Annotated in this window: 2 protein-coding genes; one reads left to right on the top strand and one right to left on the bottom strand. The window is 73.7% G+C overall.

The features are described 5' to 3' along the window. Nucleotides 1-94 precede the first annotated feature (94 nt). Nucleotides 95-1,480, top strand: coding sequence for a DNA recombination protein RmuC (locus PKY62_RS04815; protein ID WP_324535400.1), 1,386 nt, complete (start codon nucleotides 95-97; stop codon nucleotides 1,478-1,480). A 1-nt stretch (nucleotide 1,481) separates the two neighbouring features. On the opposite strand, the gene PKY62_RS04820 is transcribed toward PKY62_RS04815, so the two are convergent. Continuing rightward, a complete protein-coding gene (locus PKY62_RS04820) occupies nucleotides 1,482-2,495 on the bottom strand; it encodes a 4-hydroxy-3-methylbut-2-enyl diphosphate reductase (protein WP_324535402.1) in 1,014 nt (337 codons plus the stop codon). Nucleotides 2,496-2,630: the final 135 nt, after the last annotated feature.

Raw genomic sequence — 2,630 nt, forward strand, 5'->3', positions numbered from 1 at the left:
GGTCGGGCCGCCGGTCGGGCCGGTGGTCGGGCCGGTGGTCGGGCCGGCGTCCCGCCCGGCTGTCGTGTCGGTGGTCGCTGGGACCGTGGGTGGCATGGACCTCCTCACCGTCGTCGCACTGCTCATCGGCCTGCTCGTGGGGGCCGCCCTCGGCGCGGCCTGGGCCATGGCACGCGGGATGGCCCGGGTGCAGCTGGCCGAGGTGTCGGAGGCTGGGCTTCGGGCCCAGCTCGACGCCGAGCGACGCCTCGGTGCCGATCGAGTGGCCGCGCTCCAGGGCGACCAGCAACGCGTCACGGAGCAGTTCCGCTCGGTCGCCGCCGAGGCCCTCGCCGCCAACAACGCGCAGTTCCTCGGCCTGGCCGAGCAGCGCCTGCGCACCACGGACCAGGCGCACGACGCCGCCATGGCGGGGCGGGAGCAGGCCGTACGCGCGCTCGTCGACCCCTTGGCGAAGGTGCTCGACCAGGTGCGCACCGAGCTCGGCACCGCCGAGCAGGCCAGGGCCGCCGGTCACGCCGCCCTCGGCGAGCAGGTCCGCTCGATGCGCGAGACCTCGGACCTGCTGCGCTCCGAGACGGGTCAGCTCGTCACCGCCCTGCGGTCCTCCCAGGTCCGCGGCCGTTGGGGCGAGCTCCAGCTGCGCCGCGTGGTCGAGGCCGCGGGGATGCTCGAGCACGTCGACTTCACCGAGCAGCACCCGGTCCGCTCGGACGACGGCCTCCAGCGGCCCGACATGGTGGTCCACCTCAGCGGCGGCAAGCAGGTGGTGCTCGACTCCAAGGTCGCCTTCCTCGGCTACCTCGAGGCCGTCCAGGCCACGGACGACGCCGTGCGCACCGAGCGGCTCGCTGCGCACGCGCGCCACCTCCGCAAGCACGTCGACGACCTCGCGGCCAAGCAGTACTGGGAGCAGCTCTCGCCCGCGCCGGAGTTCGTCGTGATGTTCGTGCCGGCGGAGCCGTTCCTGCACGCGGCGCTGGAGGTCGACCCGGGGCTCTACGAGTACGCGATGGAGCGCAACGTCGTCATCGCGACGCCCATGACCCTCGTCGCGCTGCTCCGCACGGTCGCCTACGCCTGGCGCCAGGAGGCCCTGGCCGCGAACGCCCAGCAGGTCCTCACCCTCGGCCGAGAGCTGCACGGCCGGCTCGCGACCCTCGGCGGGCACGTGGGCCGGCTGGGGCGCCAGCTCGACGGATCCGTCCGCGCCTACAACGAGGCGGTCAGCTCGCTCGAGTCACGGGTGCTGGTCAGTGCGCGGCGGATGGCCGACCTCAAGGTCACCGACGCAGAGCTGGAGACCCCCGCGCAGGTCGACCGGGTCGCGCGCCAGCTCCAGGCACCCGAGCTCGTCGCCTCGGAGGAGCTGCGGCTCGTCGCGATCGGGGAGGGCGATCGGGGCGACACCGAGCTCCCGAGCTCCGCCGACGAACGCGCCGTCGCGATCGAGGAGGAGCTCCGTACCGCTCTGCCGTGAGTCAGACCTGCTCGACCGCCAGCGTCTGCCGGCCACCGCGCTCGGGGCGGGGCGGGGCCTGGCCGGCGGCCTTGAGGTCGGCCCAGAGCTCGCGCGGCAGCGAGAACATGAGGTCCTCGGTGGCCGTGCGGACCTCCTCGACGGTGTCGTACCCGGCGGCGGCGAGCGCCTCCAGCACGTCGCGCACGAGGATCTCGGGGACCGATGCGCCCGAGGTCACGCCGACCGTCGTCACGTCCGCGAGCCAGGCCGGGTCGATCTCCGACGCCCGATCGACCCGGTAGGAGGCGCGCGCGCCGGCGTCGAGGGCGACCTCGACCAGCCGCACCGAGTTCGACGAGTTCGCCGAGCCCACGACGATGACGAGGTCGCACCGCGGCGCGAACTTCTTCACCGCCACCTGGCGGTTCTGCGTGGCGTAGCAGATGTCGTCGCTGGGCGGGTCCTGCAGGTGCGGGAACCGCTCGCGCAGGCGACGCACCGTCTCCATCGTCTCGTCGACCGAGAGCGTGGTCTGCGACAGCCACACCACCTTCTCCGGGTCCCGCACCACGACGGCGTCGACGTCGTCCGGTGAGTTGACGACCTGGATGTGGTCGGGCGCCTCGCCGGCGGTTCCCTCGACCTCCTCGTGCCCCGTGTGCCCGATGAGCAGGATGTCCATGTCCGCGTCGGCGAACCGGACGGCCTCCTTGTGGACCTTGGTCACCAGGGGGCACGTCGCATCGATGGTCTGCAGCGAGCGCGCAGCTGCCGCGGCGTGCACGGCCGGCGAGACGCCGTGCGCGGAGAACACGACGCGGGCACCCACGGGCACCTCGTCTGTCTCGTCGACGAAGACGGCGCCGCGTGCGGCCAACGTCTCGACCACGTACTTGTTGTGGACGATCTCCTTGCGCACGTACACCGGCGCGCCGTAGTGGTCCAGGGCCTTCTCGACGGCGATGACGGCACGGTCCACGCCGGCGCAGTAGCCGCGGGGCGCGGCGAGCAGCACGCGCTTGGTGGGGTTCACCGGGTCAGTCTAGGTCGCGCACCACAGACGGGCCGGGTCGGGCCGCCGAGCCCGCACGCGGCCACCGGCACGCGGGCGACGGCACGCGGCCACCGGCACGCGGGCGACGGCACGCGGCCACCGGCACGCGGGCGA

This window comes from Actinotalea sp. (genome assembly GCF_035443605.1).
GTDB lineage: Bacteria > Actinomycetota > Actinomycetes > Actinomycetales > Cellulomonadaceae > Actinotalea.